Raw genomic sequence first — 13,986 nt, forward strand, 5'->3', positions numbered from 1 at the left:
CCGTCGGCCGCGGGCGGCCTCAGAGCTCCCGCCGCTCGACCTCCGGGTCGATGCCCGCCTCGGCGAGGTCCTCCCGAATCCGTGCCCGGAGCGGGTCCGGGACGGTGTTCCGCCCGACGGGCACGGCGACATCGCCGTCGCCTTTCACCTTCCAGTAGACCACGCACTCGCTCGGCTCGTAGAACTCGATGCTGTAGCGGTCGCCCGCGCCCTCGTAGTGGACGCGAGCGGCGAACCCCTCCGCGCGCCAGCCGTCGCGGTCGGCCAGCGCGGCAACGGCGTCGGTCATAGCGGGAACTGCGACCGACGGGACGGTAGGCGTTGCGGTCGCCGGTCGGGTGGGCCGGGTTGGGCCCGGTCAGTTCGACTCGTTGTAGTTCGGTTCGACGTGGTCACCGACCTCCATCCCGGTCTCGTTAGCGTAGCCCCGGGGGACCTCCAGCACGTACTGGCCCGTACCGGTCGCGGTGATCTCGTTGCCGTCCTCCTTCGGGCCGGGTGCGCGCCGATGGTGGATGCTGTTGATGCGGCCGTCCTCGCCGACGAAGATGATATCGAGCGGGAACTCCATCCGGCGCATCACGTACGTATGCTGGCTCTCTTCGTCGTAGACGAACCACATCCCGTCGCCGTCAGCGAGGCTCTCGTGGTCGCTCAGTCCCGTAAACCGCTCCTGGCGGGTGTCCGCGACCTCGACCTCGATGACCGCCTTCTCGCTGCCGTTCTCGTCGGACACCACGACGGTCGCGGGACCACTGTACTGGTCCTCGCCCGGGAGCTCGATGACGCCCAGGTACCAGAACATGGCGACGATGAGGAGGGCGGCAGCTCCGACCAGGGCGACCTGGAAGAGGCGTTTCCGATTCACGGTCGTCCTTCGGACCCCCACGAAAAAAGGGAAGCGTTATTCCGACGGGTCGGCTACGCCCGATTGCGGGGTGGTGGTCTAGCCGGTTATGACATCTCCCTTACAAGGAGAAGGTCGCCAGTTCGAACCTGGCCCACCCCACTCGCTTCTCGGGACCCCGACCAGTCACGCCAGGCCGTCACACACTTTACTCCCCAACCAGTAGTGACGGCGACGATGGCAGAGTACTACGTCGTGGTGGACGGGCACGAGTTCGAAGGGCCGTTCGACGACCGGAAGTCGGCGAAAAAGCGGGCGGACGAGCTGAACACCAACGAGGTCGGTGGACGCTACCGGGTCACGTCGAAGTAGCGGCCGAGTGGCCGACTCCGCGGCAGTTTTGTGTCGGAGGGGCGTCGGCTGGAACATGGACGAACGCATCCACGAGCACGCCGACGTGCTCGTGAACTGGAGCGCCCGCGTGAGCGAGGGAGACAACGTCGTCGTCAGCGTCGACGAGGGCGCGCACGACCTCGCCGTCGCGGTCGCCGAAGCGCTCGGCGACGTCGGTGCGAACATGTCGGTGCAGTACGGCTCCGGCGAGGTCGGCCGCGCGTACACGAAGGCCCACGACGGCGAGTTCGACGAGAGCACACACGAGCTGGCGCTGTACGAGGAGACGGACGTGGTGCTCCGCCTCGGCGGCGGCCGCAACACCAGCGCCGACGCCGACGTGCCCGCGACGAAGCGACAGGCCGCCGCGCAGGCGAGCCAGGGCGTCCGCGAGGCGCTGATGGACACCGACTGGGTGTCGACGGTCCACCCGACGCGCTCGCTCGCCCAGCAGGCCGGGATGGCCTACGAGGAGTACCAGGACTTCGTCTACGACGCCGTGCTCCGCGACTGGGAGGCACTCGCCGACGAGATGGCGAAGATGAAGACCGTCCTCGACGAGGGCAACGAGGTCCGTCTCGTCAAGCAGGACACCGACATCACGATGTCCATCGAGGGGCGTACGGCGGTCAACTCCGCCGCGAGCGTCGCCTACGACAGCCACAACCTCCCCAGCGGCGAGGTGTTCACCGCACCGTACGACGTCGAGGGCGAGGTGTTCTTCGACGTGCCGATGACCTTCCGCGGGACCCGGGTCCAGAACGTCCACCTCACCTTCGAGGACGGTGAAGTCGTGGACTACAACGCCGACGCCGGCGAGGACGTCCTTGGCGAGATTCTGGACACCGACGAGGGCGCGCGCCGGCTCGGCGAGCTCGGCATCGGCATGAACCGCGGCATCGACCGGTTCACCGACAGCATCCTGTTCGACGAGAAGATGGGCGACACCGTCCACATGGCCGTCGGCCGCGCCTACGATGCGAACCTGCCCGAGGGCGAGTCCGGCAACGACTCCGCCGTCCACGTCGACATGATCACCGACGTGAGCGAGGACTCGCGCATGGAGGTCGACGGCGAGGTCGTGCAGCGCAACGGCACGTTCCGATGGGAAGACGGGTTCGAAGAGTAGCAAACGCCGTCGAGCCGGACCTGCCGGTCCGCGTCATCCTCTCCACGGTCACTGCTTGGCCCGGATTTTGCGAGCGCAGAGCTTGCTCGGCGCTCGACGAAGGATAGTGGTTGAGAGGAGTAAGCCCCCTTCTGTTCGTCCCGGCATTCGGCTGAGCGTCCGTCGCCTCGTCCGGACTACCTAGTGGCGCGGACTTGCACCAGTGGGGATTCGCCGTTCCATCCGTTCTCGCCCGTCGACACGCGGCGGACCGCGTGCCCGGACGTGGTCGCGGATGCGACCACGCGCGCTCGGCGGGTCAACTCCCTTCCCTTGCGGGTCGGTTCGCACCGAGCGGTGACTCGCGTCACCGCTCGCGCCTCATCGCTCGGGCCGAGGGGTCTCGTTTCTGTTCCAGAGCCAGCGGTCTCCCGCTCCGGACTTGCGTCCGGCCACCTGTCCGGACGGTGGGGGGACTTTCCTCACGTCGTGGCGGAGCCACGTCGCGGTGGCCGGGCTCTCTCTACCGTCGAAGCCTAGCCCTGTCCCGCGTTTAAACCCCTCGGTCGGACGGCCGGTAGGAGCTTCCTACTGCCGTCGAGACGAAACGAAAGCGTTCAAGAGCGTGTCCCACGATATACGTTCTATGTCGCAGGCAAAAGGCGTCCAGTTGACGTACGATGACGGGGCGCGTGCCGTCGAACTTGCGCGAGAAGCGGTGGAGGGCTTCGTCGTGAACGGTCGACGTGAGCAGCCCGGCAGCATGATCGACGCCTTCTACAACCGAACGGGAGCGTTCGTCCGGCTCGAATCGACCCGGGGGCGTGGGAGCCTCCGGGGCTGTGCCGGTGGCTACGAGTCCGACGACCAGCTCGGCCACGTCATCGTCGACGCCGCCATCGAGGCCGCCAGCGAGGACTCCTGTGGCTCCGAGGTGACGCCGACCGAGCTCTCGAGTCTGACCGTCTCGGTCTGCTGTGTCTGTAACCTCGTCCTCACCGACGACCCGGTCGCCGACATGGAGCTCGGCACACACGGCGTCGCAATCGACACCGGCAGCGAGCGCGGCTGGCTCTACCCGACCGTCCCGGTCGAGCACGGCTGGTCGAAGACCGAGTACCTCGGTCGTGTCTGCCGGAAGGCCGGCCTCCCGCCGATGGCCTGGCAGCAGGAGGACGTGATGGTGACGCTGTTCGAGGGCCAGATCTTCCGCGAGCGCGATCCCGAAGGTAGTATCGAAGAGCTGACCGGTTAGAAGTCGACCAGCTCGGCGTCCCGGAGCGCCCGTTCGGCCGCCGCGTCGATGTCGAACTCGCCGACGACCTCTCCATCCCGTAGCAACGGCTCCAGCAACGGCTCCGCATCGAGGGGCCCCTCGCGGTCCGCCAGTCCGACCGCGTGTGCGCCGTCCGCGGTCCGGTACACCTGCTTCTTGCCGGAGAGCTTCCCGCGCTTGGCCCCCGGCTCGCCGTCTACGGTCACGATGTCGAGCGCGAAGTCCACCGGGTCCGCGTTCGTGACGTGGCTCCCGACGCCGAAGCCGTCGGCGAGGTCGCGCAGCTCGCGGATGCGGTCGGGCGTGAGTCCGCCGCTGACGAAGATGTCCACGTCCTCGTGCCCCCGGACGTCGAGCTCCCAGCGCACCTCGCGGATTATGTGTTCGAAGTCGCCCCGTCGCGAGCCCGTCGTGTCGAGGCGCACGCCGTCGAGGTCGTCGCCCAGCTCGTCGACCGCCCGCAGCACCTCGTCGACCTCGTCGCTGTAGGTGTCACAGAGCGCGATGCGGGGCACCCCGGGCGGGGCCGCCTCGTGGAACGCGCGCCAGGCGTCCTCCTGGCGGCCGCGGCCCATGCAGATGACGAGCGCGTGCGGCATCGTCCCGCCGGCCTCCCGGCCGAGCAGTTCGCCCGCGGCCACGTGCGAGAAGCCGTCCAGCCCGCCGACCAGCGCGCTCCGTTCGACGGCGGCGGCGATGGCGGGGTGGACGTGGCGCGCGCCGAAGGAGAGCACCTGCGACTCAGGTGCGGCCCGTCTGGCCTCCAGCGCGGCCGTCGCGAAGCCCGAGGCCTGCGAAAGGAACCCCAGGATCGAGGTCTCCAGACTGGCGAAGTCGAGATACTGCCCCTCGATTCGCATCACCGGGCCACCGTCGAACAGCTGCCCCTCGGGTATCGCCTGCACGTCGACCGGGCGACCCTCCAGGAGTCGTGCCACGCTCTCGACGCCGGCCAGCACCTCGAACTCGCCGGACGGGAACTGGTCGGCTGTCACCTCGACGACCACGCGAGGGTTCACCCCGGCGTGTTCGAGGGCCTCCTCGGTCCGCTCGAAGTAGGCGTCCGTCGCGGTGCCGTCGCGTATCGCCTCGGCGGGAATCACGTCGAACGAATCGTCCATACCGGGCGTTCTCGTCCCCGGGCAAAAGTCTAGGCGGTGCCCGCTCGGTGCCCTGTCGTCGCATCCGTGAGCGACGACGGTATCCGTCCGGCTGCTGCGATGGCGAGTCCACCGGGGTCATGCACGTCGTCGAGGTCGGCCACCGTCGGCGCGTTCACGACGAGCACCGTGTCGCCGTCGCGGACCACGCGGAACGCGTCGGCGAAGCCACCGTCGGGGACGACGTAGACCCCGTCGCCACGGGACTCGGCCCCGTTAGCGGCGAGCAACTCGCGGTAGGCATCAGCGAACTCACGCGCCTCGTCGGCCGACTCCCACTGCGACCGCCAGACGTACGCGCCCTGCTCGCCGTCCGTGTAGAACACCAGCCGGTCACCGGCCCAGCCGGTCGAGTACGGATGGTCGTACCTGTATCGGTTCACGCCCTCGCCGCTGGTGTAGTGCTCGCGGGGGAGCGTCTCGCCGTACCAGAACATCGAGTAGATGTGGGCCTCACCCGCCGTTTCGAGGACGGACTCGCCGCCGACCGCGATCCGCCGCCAGCTCTCGCCCGACCGGTCCGGAACCGTCACCGGGGTGGGCCGCTCGTCCGGGTACCGCTCGGGGTGGATGAGCTGTTCGGTGCTGACCGGCCGGTTCTCGAAGGCCCCGTCGACTGCATCCCAGCCGCCGCGCTCGTACAGCGCCGCGACGAACCGCTCCCCGGCCGCATAGGGTGTGTACGTCGCCACGGAGAGCCCGGCGTTCACGTCCCTGCTCCCGCCACCGCCGTCCGCCTGTGGCACCTCGACGCAGTCCCAGGTACCCGCCGCACAGCGCTGTTCGTACAGCCCTTCGACGTAGTTCGCGTCACCTTCCACGACACCGGTCGCGGCCAGCCGGCCGTCCCGGGTCGTCGTGCTCGCGGCGAGCCCGAACTGCTGGTCCTGCAGCGCGTGCTCGAGTTCGTGGACCAGCGTCGCCCGCGAGAGCCGGAGCTGCTCGGAACCGTCGCTCACGATGACGATGTCGCCGGCCGAGTAGTAGCCGAGCACGGACGAGCCGTACAGCTCGCCGAACGCCTCGTCCACCGTCGTGTCCTCGTCGACGACGAACAGCGCCTCCCAGAACTGCTCGCGCCACTCGGGCGAGGACCCACCGCCGGAACGCTGCTCACGGTACGTCTCCCGCGAGATTATCTCGACCGACACCGACTCCTCGAACTCGTGGCCGCGGATGCGTTCGATGCGAGCCATCGCTCTCGCGGTGACCGCCTCTATCTCGGGCTTGCTCAGCCCGTCCTCGCCCTCCACTGGGAGCGAGTCGTTCCACCAGTAGCCGTCCTCCCAGCCGCGGACGTCGGTGTCCGGGTCCGGATGGTTCGACGCTGGTTCGGCAAGGCGCGTCTCGCCGAAGCCAAGCCCCAGACAGCCCGACAGGACGAACAGGGCGACGAGACAGGCGACCGGGAGGATGCGTCTCATGGCGGTCTGTTCGGGGCCGCCGGCAAAGGAGTTTGGCCTCGCTCAGGCCGCGACGACGCTCGCGTTCGTCGTGCCCGCACCGCTCCGGACGCCACTCAGGTCGTCGACGGTCGGCGCGTTGACGATGACCACTGACGTCCCCTGCTGGACGACGTGGTACGCGTCGCCGTACGCCGCCCCGTCGTCGATGAGATACGTGTTCGCCCGGTCGCTCACCGCCTGTGCGTCGTGGTGATCGAGCAGGTCGCGGTAGGCGTCGGCGAACTCGCTGGCGTCGCTCTCGCTGTCCCACTCGGTCTGCCAGACGTAGCCGGTCTCGTTCGTGCTCGCCGAGTCGTCGGTGACGTAGGGCACGAGCCGGTCACCCGCCCAGCCGTCCGTGATGGGGTGGTCGTAGTTGAACGGGTCCGTCTGGTTGAGCTGCTGGCCGTCGTAGTTCAGGTGGTTCTGGTACGGGATGACGACATCCGTCAGCTGACCGGTCGCCTGCGTCGTCTGGTACGACGGATACCAGAACATCACGTAGAGGCCCGCCTCGCCGAAGGAGGCGTAGTCGTTTGCGTCTTCGAGGCCGAGCACCTGCCAGTCGTCGTTGCTACGGTCCTCGACGGTCGGATAGGAAGGCGTCTCGTCGGGGTACCGGTCGGGGTGGATGGTCTGCTCCGTGCTGGCCGGCGGGTTCTGGTACACCGCGTTCACGGCGTCCCAGCCGCCCCGCTCGTACAGCTGCTGGACGAACAGCACGCCGTCGCTGTACGGCTGGAAGCTGACCTGGTAGAGCCCGAGGTGGATGTCGCTCGAACCACCGCCGCCCTGCTGTTGCTGGGGCATCAGGCAGTCCCAGTTGGACTCACACCGCTCCTGGTAGCGCTGGTCGACCAGGTTCCCGTCGCCCTCGATGATGCCGTCGCGGGCATTGTGGAGTTCCTGGGTGGACTGGTCGAACGAGCTGATGTCGAACCGCTGGTCCTGCAGCCCGTGGAACAGCTCCTGGGAGAGGGTTATCTCGTCCATCTCGGGCGTCTCCGAGTCGGAGATGATGACGATCTGCTCCTCGCTCGGGGAGTAGTAGCCGCCGACGCCGCCGGCGGAGTTCCGGTTCTGGACGGCGATGGCGTCGGTCGACTCGTCGACCATCAGCATCGCCTCCCACTTCACGTTCTGGTGGAGCCGGTCGGCGGTCGTCGTGTTGCCCGACTGGACCTGCTCGCGGTACTCCTCGCGCGAGATGATCTCGACGGGCACGCGGCTCTCGAACTCGAGGCCACGGACCTGCTCGACGCGGGCCATCGACCGCGAGACGACCCTGTCGAGTTCGGTGTCGTTCAGCCCGTCGCTCCGGTCGACGGTGATGCTCTCGTTGTACCAGTAGCCGTCCTCCCACCCGAGGACGTCCTCCTCGGGGTCGGCGAGGCCGCCGGACTGGTCGCCGCCGTCGGTCGTTGTCTGAGTGGTCTGTGCCGCCGTCGTCTGCATCTCGTCGGTCGGTGCCGTGGTCTCGGGCGTGTCAGTCGCGTTCGACGAGCCGTCGAGCGCGCTACAGCCGGCGAGGACCACGAGCAGGGCGACGAGGATGCTCGCCGATACTCGCATATCTCGGCTGAGGGACCACGTGGAAATAAACGACGTGGTGCCGGCGGCACAATCGACTTTGCCGTGCCACCCGAACCGCGACACATGGAGTTCGACTCGACCGACACCGCACTGGTGGTCGTGGACATGCAGAACGGCTTCTGCAAACCCGATGGGAGCCTCTACGCGCCCGGGAGCGAGACGGCCATCGACCCGGTCGCGTCGCTTGTCGACCGGGCACACGACGCCGGCAGCCGCGTCGTCTTCACGCGGGACGTGCACCCGCCGGAGCAGTTCGACGGCGCGCACTACTACGACGAGTTCGAGCAGTGGGGCGAGCACGTCCTCGAGGGGTCCTGGGACGCACAGCTGGTCGAGGAGCTGGAAGTGCGCGAGGACGACCACGTCGTCGAGAAGCACACGTACGACGCGTTCCACGAGACGGAGCTGGACGGCTGGCTCACGGCCCGTGGTATCGACGACCTCGTCATCTGCGGGACGCTCGCGAACGTCTGTGTCCTCCACACGGCCGGGAGCGCGGGGCTACGGGACTACAGACCGGTGCTCGTCGAGGACTGCATCGGGGCCATCGAGTCGGATCACCGGGAGTACGCCCTCGACCACGCGGACTGGCTGTTCGGCGAGGTGACGCGGTCCATGGACGTGGCATTCGTGAGCGGGGAGTAGCAGCCGCAGTGAGCCCTGTCGACGCTGTCGCTGGCGTTGCTGTGGCGAACAGGCGACGCAGCGTGGCTCGACCGACGGCGCGTCGCGCACCCGCGGAACCGACGGTCGGCAGTGTGTCAGCGCACGCCGCCGTTGGCCGCGGTATCGTACTTGAATCCCCGGAGCGGCCGCGTCGGACTACGTCGGGTCGACGGCGACCGTGACCCGGTCGCCGACAGCGAACTCGCGGTCTGGGCAGACCAGCTTCGCACCGAAGCCCGGGTCGCGGGCGAGGAACAGCGAGAGGCCGTGCACCGGCTCGCCGTTCGCAGTGACGGTCACGTCGTCCCAGACGACGGACCGACCGTCGGCGACACCGACCCGCTCGCCGAGGAAGCGGACTGACCCGTCGCCATCGCGCCGGGAGCCGCGTTCGTCGAACAGGCCGCCACAGTCGTAGTGCCGGAACCCGCCGTCGAGCGCGACACGCGCTCCGCCGGTGGTGGTGGCTTCGAGGCCGACGAACCGGCCCGGATTCGGATGGGTAGGCGCGTCGAGCATCGCCCACGTGTCGCCGGTCGCGACGACCTCGCCGGTGCCGTCCCACGGGACCGCTTCGACGGGGACGTCGGCAACGAGTGGAAGCGAGCCCGATGCACGCCGGAGGTGCTGGTCCGGCCGACGGAAACCGACGTGGAGGTGCGGATCGACCCATGGTCCAAAGAAGCCGGGGAAGACGAGCTCGCCGAGGTCGTCGCCGACCGCGACCCTGGTACCGGGGTCGAGCGGGGAATCGACGTGCATGACACGCGCGACGAGGGCAGACGGCTCGGAACCGTCGCTCCCGCCGACCGACAGCCCCGGCGTCGAAGCGATGTCGACGTCGACGAGCAGGAGGTGGTCCTCGTCGTCGGCGTAGTCACGTGGCGGCGCTCTGACCGTGAGCGTCTCGCGAACCGTCCCGGCGACCGGGCTCGGTGCGGCGTCGTCGCCGGGGTAGCAGTCGACCGCGTGGCCCGCGTCGTGAGCAGGGTACGGCGAGTTGTACAGCGACAGCCGGTCGTACTGGTCGACGACGGTCGGGCCGAGCGTGACCTCCATCGGGGACGGCTTCGGACCCGATGGGTTTAGACGCGTCGCCCCCAACCCGGAGCCATGCGCGTGGTTCGCGGCCGCGGGGAGGACCCGACGGCCGACGGCGAGGTGACGGCACGGCTGCTCGACGAGGTCGGCGAGCACGGCGAACCGGCGGTCCGTGTGTGGGCGCCGCATCGTATCGTCGCGTTCGGCCGCCGCGACGCCAACGAATCGGGCTACGAGGCGGCCGCGAGTGCGGCCCGGGAGCGCGGCTTCGAACCCGTCACGCGGAGCGTCGGCGGCCGCGCGGTCGCCTACGACGGCGGGACGACGCTCGCCTTCGCCCGCATCACGCCCGTCGACGACGTCCGCGGCGGGCTGGACGACCGGTACGAGGCGCTCACGGTGGACGTGCGGCGCGCCCTCCGGCGGCTCGGCGTGCCCGCGGAACGCGGCGAACCGTCCGACTCGTTCTGCCCGGGCCAGCACTCGCTCCAGCGCGACGGCAAGCTCGTCGGCATCGCCCAGCGCGTCCGTGCCGACGCCGCCATCACCTCGGGCGTCTGTATCGTCCGACACCACGAGGAACTTGCCGACCTACTCGATGCCGTCTACGGCGCGCTCGACGCGCCGTTCGACCCGAACTCGCTCGGGAGCATCGAGCGGGCTGGGGGGACGAGCGACCCCGAGACGGTGCGCGCGACCATCGAGGCGGAGCTCGCGGGCGAGCCCGAGCCGACCGTCGAGCGGCTCGACGGGGCGTCCGTCGACTCACACGACGAGCCGTAGTTCGGGAGACTTAGGACGCCCGGCGCGGGAGTGGGAGATATGCTCATCGGCAACGCGACGCTGCCGGACGGGACGACCGCCGACGTGCGCGTCGACGGCGAGACCATCGACGCGGTCGGCGACCTCGGAGGCGAGGTCGACGTGGACGCGACCGGAAAACTGCTCATGCCCGGTGCCATCGACGTGCACGTCCACTTCCGGCAGCCCGGCTTCTCGCACAAGGAGACGTGGTCGACCGGCTCGCGGAGCGCCGCCGCGGGCGGCGTGACGACCGTCGTCGACCAGCCCAACACCGACCCGCCGACGGTGTCCGGCACTGCCTTCGATGAGAAGGCCGCCCTCGCCGGCGAGTCGCTCGTCGACTGGGGCGTCAACGGCGGCGTCACCGAGTCGTGGGACCCCGACTCCCTGTTCGACAGACCCCTGTTCGCCCTGGGCGAGGTGTTTCTCGCAGACTCCACGGGCGACATGGGCATCGAGGCCGACCTGTTCGACGACGCCGTCGAGCTGGCCGCGGGACACGACGTGCCGGTCACCGTCCACGCCGAGGACGCCGACCTGTTCGACGAGGCAGCGCTCGAAAACGCCGACGACGGCGTCGGGAGAGCGGCCGACGGGGACGCCTGGTCCGCCTACCGGACCCCCGAAGCCGAGGCCGCCGCAGTCGAGCGCGCCTGTGAGGTCGCCACCGACTCCGGTGCGGACCTCCACATCGCCCACACTTCGACGCCGGAGGGCATCGACGCCGCCGCCGAGGCCGGCGCGACCTGCGAGGTCACCCCGCACCACCTGTTCCTCTCGCGCCTCGACGCCGCCGACCTCGGCAGCCACGGCCGGATGAACCCGCCGCTTCGCTCCGAACCACGCCGAGTGGCCGTCTTCGAGCGCGTCGCCGACGGGACGGTCGACGTCATCGCGACCGACCACGCCCCACACACCGTCGAGGAGAAAGAGGAGAACATCCGCGACGCGCCATCGGGCGTCCCCGGCGTCGAGACGATGGTCCCGCTCCTGCTCGTCGAAGCCACCGCCACCGACGGTGCGTTCGGCTTCGAGCGCGTCCGCGACCTCGTCGCCGCGAACCCGGCCGAGATCTTCGGGCTCGACTCGAAGGGACGGGTCGCCGAGGGCTACGACGCGGACCTCGCGCTGTACGACATCGACGACAGCCGCGAGATCCGCGGCGCAGACCTGCACTCGAACTGCGGGTGGACGCCGTTCGAGGGCTGGACGGGCATCTTCCCCGAGTGGACGACAGTTCGGGGAACGGTCGTCTGGGACGGCGAGGAGTTCGGCGAGAACGACGGGCAGAACGTCAGTCTCTGAGTCCGGCGCGGCTCACAGCAGCACCGTCGCGAGTGAGCCAGCGAGCATCACGCCGACGCCGAAGCCGCTGATTCTGGCCATCGCGCGCCGTGAGTCTGTCTCGGTCCAGTCCGAGCCGGTGTCCATGTAGCGCTGCATGTTCTCGATGCCGCGGCCTGCCATCACGGAGCCGGACCAGCCGAGCACGCCGAAGCCGAGCAGGAGCGCACCGACCGCGAAGGTGGTCTCGGTCGCCGCCCGGAGCGTCCCGTCGAGGGTGAGCCCGGCGAGAGCGACGAGCCCGACGACGACGCCGGCACCCCCGGCGGTCGCGAGACGGCGGACGGCCGTGGCGAGACCAGTGCCGGTCGCCACCTCAGTCGACCGCATCCTGCATCCGCGGGTCAAGTGCGTCGCGCATCCCGTCGCCGAGCAGGTTGAACCCGAGCACGGTCAGCGCGAGGAACAGGCCGGGGAAGAAGGACATCCACCAGAGGCCGTTGATGAGCCCGTTCTCGACGCCCTTCGTCAGCATCCAACCCCACGACGGCGTGCCGGCAGTCGCACCGAAGCCGAGGAACGAGAGGGCCGCGAGGTCGATGATCGCAAGCCCGAAGTTCAGCGTGCTCTGGACGGTGATCGGCGCGAGCGAGTTCGGGAGCACGTGCCTGACGATGACCCGCCAGTCACGCGCCCCGAGCGCGACGGTCGCTTCGACGTACTCGTCCTCTAGCACCTTCAACGCCGCACCGCGCACGACGCGGGCGAACCGGGGCGTGTAGACGAGCGTCAGTGCGAACACGGCCTTCCAGAGACCGGTCCCGAAGACGGCGACGACCGCGAGCGCCAGCAGCAGGGAGGGGAACGAGAGCAGCACGTCCATCGTCCGCATGATGACGTTGTCTATCCAGCCGCCGTAGTACGCGGCCACGGTTCCGAGGCCGACGCCGAGCACCGTCGAGGCGGCGACCGTGACGGTGCCGTACTTCAGCGCGAGCCACGCGCCGTACATCGTCCGCAGGAACACGTCCCTTCGCTGTGCGTCGGTCCCGAAAAAGTGCTGACAGGAGCCGAGCGACGAGAGCCAGCCAGTGAGCGTCGCGTCGCCACACGGTGGGTAGTACTGCTGCTGGGCGAACTGCGTATCGAGCAGCTGGCCGAAGTCGAGGACCCCGACGAACACCGCCAGCCGGGTCCCGACGCCCATGACGGTGATCAGCAGTATCAGCGATAGGCCGAATATCGCGAGTCGGTTCGACAGGAGTTCGGTGAGGAACGGCGACGCGCGGAGCCGGTCGACGAATCCCCGCTCCTCGCGCTCCGGTGTGGCTGTTTCAGTGCTCATTGTTCGATCCTCGGGTCGAGGTAGGAGTAGGTCAGGTCGACGATCAGGTTCACCATGGTGAACACGAGCGCGAATAGGAGAACAGTCCCCTGGATTATCGGGTAGTCACCGTCGGTGATCGCGTCGACGAGCAACATCCCGATACCCCTGATGTTGAACACTGTCTCGGTCAGCACCGCCCCACCGAGGAGGCTCCCGAACTGGATGCCGATGACTGTGACGACGGGGATGAGCGCGTTCCGGAGACCGTGTTTCAGCAGCGTTATCTTCCGCCCCTGTCCCTTCGCGTGTGCGGTCCGGATGTAGTCTTGCCGGACGACCTCCAGCATCGAGGAGCGCATCATCCGGGAGATGAGCGCCATCGAGTAGATACCGATGACCATCGCCGGGAGGAACAGGTGCCAGGCGGCGTCGATGAACATGATGATGTTCCCCTCGAGCAGGGAGTCCACGAGCAAGGCGCCGGTCGTCTGGGGCGCGCCGCCTTCGTACGCCCGCTGCGTGAGACGCCCACTCGTCGGGAACCACCCGAGGGAGACCGAGAACAGCAGGATCACCAGCGGCCCACTCCAGAAGATGGGGATGCTGATTCCGGAGAGTGCACCGACCCGGCTGAGGTGGTCCGTGATAGTGTCCTGCTTGATTGCGCTGACGATGCCGATCGGGATTCCGAACATGATCCCGGCTATCTGCCCGAGAACCGCCAGTTCGAGCGTGATGGGGAACTTCCACCGCAGGACGCTCGTGACCGGCTCACCCTTCCGGATGACCCAGGACTCTCCGAGGTTGAGCTGGACCGCATCGAGCATGAACCGCCCGTACTGGACCCAGACCGGGTCGTTGAGTCCGAGCCGTTGTTCGACCTGCCGAATCTCCTCGGCCGACGCCTGCTGCCCCGCGACGACGGTCGCCGGGTTGCCGGGCGAGAGATGCAGGATGGAGAAGACGAGCGTCGCAACTCCGAACAGCACCGGAACCAGCAACAGCAATCGCTTGAATATGTATCGCTTTGATATCATCAGGG

15 protein-coding genes, 1 tRNA gene and 1 other RNA gene are annotated in these 13,986 nt (G+C 68.6%); 7 read left to right on the forward strand and 10 right to left on the reverse strand.

All coding sequences use genetic code 11. The features are described 5' to 3' along the window. Window positions 1-19: 19 nt before the first annotated feature. Window positions 20-289 carry a hypothetical protein gene (locus NO978_RS11430; RefSeq protein ID WP_257299720.1) on the reverse strand — a complete coding sequence of 90 codons (270 nt, stop codon included), beginning with the start codon at window positions 287-289 and terminating at the stop codon, window positions 20-22. A 69-nt stretch (window positions 290-358) separates the two neighbouring features. After that, on the reverse strand, window positions 359-868 hold the full coding sequence (locus NO978_RS11435) for a DUF192 domain-containing protein (RefSeq protein WP_257299721.1): 510 nt from the start codon (window positions 866-868) through the stop codon (window positions 359-361). A 67-nt stretch (window positions 869-935) separates the two neighbouring features. Between NO978_RS11435 and NO978_RS11440 the strand changes: the two genes are divergently transcribed. The 3 genes from NO978_RS11440 (at window position 936) to NO978_RS11450 (ending at window position 2,369) form a co-directional block, all read left to right on the forward strand. Next, window positions 936-1,009: transfer RNA gene (locus NO978_RS11440), tRNA-Val, on the forward strand. Between the two features lie 75 nt (window positions 1,010-1,084). Then, on the forward strand, window positions 1,085-1,219 hold the full coding sequence (locus tag NO978_RS11445) for a hypothetical protein (RefSeq protein ID WP_257299722.1): 135 nt from the start codon (window positions 1,085-1,087) through the stop codon (window positions 1,217-1,219). 55 nt (window positions 1,220-1,274) lie between these two features. After that, window positions 1,275-2,369 carry an aminopeptidase gene (locus NO978_RS11450; protein WP_257299723.1) on the forward strand — a complete coding sequence of 365 codons (1,095 nt, stop codon included), beginning with the start codon at window positions 1,275-1,277 and terminating at the stop codon, window positions 2,367-2,369. A gap of 108 nt (window positions 2,370-2,477) precedes the next feature. Here the strand turns inward: NO978_RS11450 and rnpB are convergent. Next, window positions 2,478-2,876: RNase P RNA component (gene rnpB / locus NO978_RS11455), an RNA gene on the reverse strand. Window positions 2,877-2,994: 118 nt separating this feature from the next. On the opposite strand from rnpB, the gene NO978_RS11460 reads away from it, so the two are divergent. Continuing rightward, window positions 2,995-3,603, forward strand: a complete 609-nt coding sequence (locus tag NO978_RS11460; protein WP_257299724.1) for a TIGR00296 family protein — start codon at window positions 2,995-2,997, stop codon at window positions 3,601-3,603. On the opposite strand, the gene NO978_RS11465 is transcribed toward NO978_RS11460, so the two are convergent. From NO978_RS11465 to NO978_RS11475, 3 genes are read right to left on the reverse strand one after another with little or no spacing between them, the layout of a single operon-like run. Next, complete coding sequence (locus tag NO978_RS11465; protein WP_257299725.1) at window positions 3,600-4,745, reverse strand: nicotinate phosphoribosyltransferase; 1,146 nt, start codon at window positions 4,743-4,745, stop codon at window positions 3,600-3,602. The two genes, NO978_RS11460 and NO978_RS11465, sit on opposite strands and share 4 nt — an antisense overlap. Before the next feature lie 29 nt (window positions 4,746-4,774). Further along, window positions 4,775-6,208, reverse strand: coding sequence for an Hvo_1808 family surface protein (locus tag NO978_RS11470; protein ID WP_257299726.1), 1,434 nt, complete (start codon window positions 6,206-6,208; stop codon window positions 4,775-4,777). Window positions 6,209-6,250: 42 nt separating this feature from the next. Beyond that, a complete protein-coding gene (locus NO978_RS11475) occupies window positions 6,251-7,801 on the reverse strand; it encodes an Hvo_1808 family surface protein (RefSeq protein ID WP_257299727.1) in 1,551 nt (516 codons plus the stop codon). Window positions 7,802-7,885: 84 nt separating this feature from the next. Here NO978_RS11475 and NO978_RS11480 point away from each other — a divergent pair, with 84 nt between their 5' ends. Continuing rightward, window positions 7,886-8,467: a cysteine hydrolase family protein gene (locus NO978_RS11480; protein ID WP_257299728.1), complete on the forward strand. Its 582-nt coding sequence runs from the start codon at window positions 7,886-7,888 to the stop codon at window positions 8,465-8,467. Between the two features lie 177 nt (window positions 8,468-8,644). Here the strand turns inward: NO978_RS11480 and NO978_RS11485 are convergent, their stop codons facing one another. After that, window positions 8,645-9,547: a hypothetical protein gene (locus tag NO978_RS11485; RefSeq protein ID WP_257299729.1), complete on the reverse strand. Its 903-nt coding sequence runs from the start codon at window positions 9,545-9,547 to the stop codon at window positions 8,645-8,647. A gap of 54 nt (window positions 9,548-9,601) precedes the next feature. Between NO978_RS11485 and NO978_RS11490 the strand changes: the two genes are divergently transcribed. Both NO978_RS11490 and NO978_RS11495 read left to right on the forward strand, forming a co-directional pair. Further along, window positions 9,602-10,312: a lipoate--protein ligase family protein gene (locus tag NO978_RS11490; protein ID WP_257299730.1), complete on the forward strand. Its 711-nt coding sequence runs from the start codon at window positions 9,602-9,604 to the stop codon at window positions 10,310-10,312. Window positions 10,313-10,351: 39 nt separating this feature from the next. After that, window positions 10,352-11,638 (forward strand): dihydroorotase, encoded by a 1,287-nt coding sequence (locus NO978_RS11495; protein ID WP_257299731.1) that lies wholly within the window; start codon window positions 10,352-10,354, stop codon window positions 11,636-11,638. 12 nt (window positions 11,639-11,650) lie between these two features. On the opposite strand, the gene NO978_RS11500 is transcribed toward NO978_RS11495, so the two are convergent. Genes NO978_RS11500 through NO978_RS11510 form a run of 3 tightly spaced genes read right to left on the reverse strand, consistent with a single transcriptional unit; the run spans window position 11,651 to window position 13,981 of the window. After that, window positions 11,651-12,007, reverse strand: a complete 357-nt coding sequence (locus NO978_RS11500) for a hypothetical protein (protein ID WP_257299732.1) — start codon at window positions 12,005-12,007, stop codon at window positions 11,651-11,653. Continuing rightward, the gene (locus NO978_RS11505) at window positions 11,994-12,962 is read right to left on the reverse strand and encodes an ABC transporter permease (RefSeq protein ID WP_257299733.1); all 969 of its coding nucleotides are present in this window, start codon (window positions 12,960-12,962) and stop codon (window positions 11,994-11,996) included. The genes NO978_RS11500 and NO978_RS11505 overlap by 14 nt, the downstream gene beginning before the upstream one ends. Next, window positions 12,959-13,981 carry an ABC transporter permease gene (locus tag NO978_RS11510; RefSeq protein WP_257299734.1) on the reverse strand — a complete coding sequence of 341 codons (1,023 nt, stop codon included), beginning with the start codon at window positions 13,979-13,981 and terminating at the stop codon, window positions 12,959-12,961. Before NO978_RS11510 ends, NO978_RS11505 begins: the two co-directional genes overlap by 4 nt. Window positions 13,982-13,986 lie beyond the last annotated feature (5 nt).

Source organism: Haloarchaeobius sp. FL176 (genome assembly GCF_024609245.1).
GTDB lineage: Archaea > Halobacteriota > Halobacteria > Halobacteriales > Natrialbaceae > Haloarchaeobius.

Excerpts from the sequence above, each read along its gene's own strand:
- NO978_RS11430 (WP_257299720.1), bottom strand. The coding sequence starts at position 289 with ATGACCGACGCCGTTGCCGCGCTGGCCGACCGCGACGGCTGGCGCGCG.
- NO978_RS11445 (WP_257299722.1), top strand. The coding sequence starts at position 1,085 with ATGGCAGAGTACTACGTCGTGGTGGACGGGCACGAGTTCGAAGGGCCG.
- NO978_RS11450 (WP_257299723.1), top strand. The coding sequence starts at position 1,275 with ATGGACGAACGCATCCACGAGCACGCCGACGTGCTCGTGAACTGGAGC.
- NO978_RS11460 (WP_257299724.1), top strand. The coding sequence starts at position 2,995 with ATGTCGCAGGCAAAAGGCGTCCAGTTGACGTACGATGACGGGGCGCGT.
- NO978_RS11465 (WP_257299725.1), bottom strand. The coding sequence starts at position 4,745 with ATGGACGATTCGTTCGACGTGATTCCCGCCGAGGCGATACGCGACGGC.
- NO978_RS11470 (WP_257299726.1), bottom strand. The coding sequence starts at position 6,208 with ATGAGACGCATCCTCCCGGTCGCCTGTCTCGTCGCCCTGTTCGTCCTG.
- NO978_RS11475 (WP_257299727.1), bottom strand. The coding sequence starts at position 7,801 with ATGCGAGTATCGGCGAGCATCCTCGTCGCCCTGCTCGTGGTCCTCGCC.
- NO978_RS11480 (WP_257299728.1), top strand. The coding sequence starts at position 7,886 with ATGGAGTTCGACTCGACCGACACCGCACTGGTGGTCGTGGACATGCAG.
- NO978_RS11485 (WP_257299729.1), bottom strand. The coding sequence starts at position 9,547 with ATGGAGGTCACGCTCGGCCCGACCGTCGTCGACCAGTACGACCGGCTG.
- NO978_RS11490 (WP_257299730.1), top strand. The coding sequence starts at position 9,602 with ATGCGCGTGGTTCGCGGCCGCGGGGAGGACCCGACGGCCGACGGCGAG.
- NO978_RS11495 (WP_257299731.1), top strand. The coding sequence starts at position 10,352 with ATGCTCATCGGCAACGCGACGCTGCCGGACGGGACGACCGCCGACGTG.
- NO978_RS11500 (WP_257299732.1), bottom strand. The coding sequence starts at position 12,007 with ATGCGGTCGACTGAGGTGGCGACCGGCACTGGTCTCGCCACGGCCGTC.
- NO978_RS11505 (WP_257299733.1), bottom strand. The coding sequence starts at position 12,962 with ATGAGCACTGAAACAGCCACACCGGAGCGCGAGGAGCGGGGATTCGTC.
- NO978_RS11510 (WP_257299734.1), bottom strand. The coding sequence starts at position 13,981 with ATGATATCAAAGCGATACATATTCAAGCGATTGCTGTTGCTGGTTCCG.